Origin of the sequence: Vibrio sp. YT-17 (genome assembly GCF_033337375.1) — a bacterium.
Lineage (GTDB): Bacteria > Pseudomonadota > Gammaproteobacteria > Enterobacterales > Vibrionaceae > Vibrio > Vibrio alginolyticus.
In genome coordinates this window covers 1-1,030 of the sequence record NZ_JAWOQP010000206.1, presented here as the reverse complement: position 1 = coordinate 1,030, position 1,030 = coordinate 1, and the positions used below count along the sequence as shown (strand labels likewise).

The 1,030-nt window shown below is 54.4% G+C and carries 1 protein-coding gene; it reads left to right on the top strand.

The genetic code is table 11. The features are described 5' to 3' along the window. The coding region (locus R7F67_RS24970; protein WP_318057550.1) for a tandem-95 repeat protein at positions 1–1,030 on the top strand (1,030 nt) is incomplete at both ends.

Below are 1,030 nucleotides of genomic sequence, written 5' to 3'. Positions count from 1 at the left end.
GCAACAGCAACATTCAAGTGGCGATCGTCAATGGGATTGCTACGTTCACTCCAACCGCAGACTGGAACGGCTCAGAAGCGTTGACGTTTACTGCCACCGATCCAAGCGGCGAAAGCGTTAGCCAAACGGTGAACTTTACGGTTGCGCCAGTGGCGGACATCGTGGCAGACAACGCGACGGTCGTGGAAGACACGCCAACCATCATCAAGGTCTTAGGTAACGACACGTTCGAAGGCGACGACAAAGTGGTGTCGCTGGATACCAATAACGGTCCAGCCAACGGCACGGTCTCGGTCAACCTGGACGGCAGCGTCACTTACACGCCAAACGACAACTACCACGGCACAGACAGCTTCACCTACATCGTCACCTCCGGTGGGGTATCGGAGTCCACCACGGTGAACGTCGATGTGACGCCAGTGAACGATGCGCCAGTGGCGACCAATGACAATGCCGTTACTGACGAAGACACGCCAGTGACGATTGATGTCCTGCCAAACGATACTGATATTGATGGTGATACGCTGTCTATCCAATCGGCTTCCGTACCTGAAACACAAGGCACAGTTGAGATCGTTGATGGCAAACTGGTCTTCACACCGGCTGAGAACTTCCATGGCGATGCTGAAATCACTTACACCGTCACCGATGGTTCGCTGACTGACCAAGCGACGGTCAACGTCACCGTAAATGCGGTGAACGACACGCCTGTGGTTGAAAGCAGCATTGCAGACCAAGCCTTGGCGGAAGACTTTACGCCATACAGCATCGATCTAAATACCGCTTTCAGCGATGTGGATAACGTGGATGGCGAGTTAACGTTTAGCGTCTCTGGCAACAGCAACGTGTTGGTGTCGATTGAAAATGGCATCGCGACCATTAGCCCAACGGCAGACTGGAACGGCTCTGAAGCGCTGACCTTTACGGCTACCGATCCAAGCGGCGAAAGCGTAAGCCAAACGGTGAACTTCACAGTTGCGCCTGTGGCAGACATCGTGGCAGACAACGCGACGGTTGTGGAAGACACGCC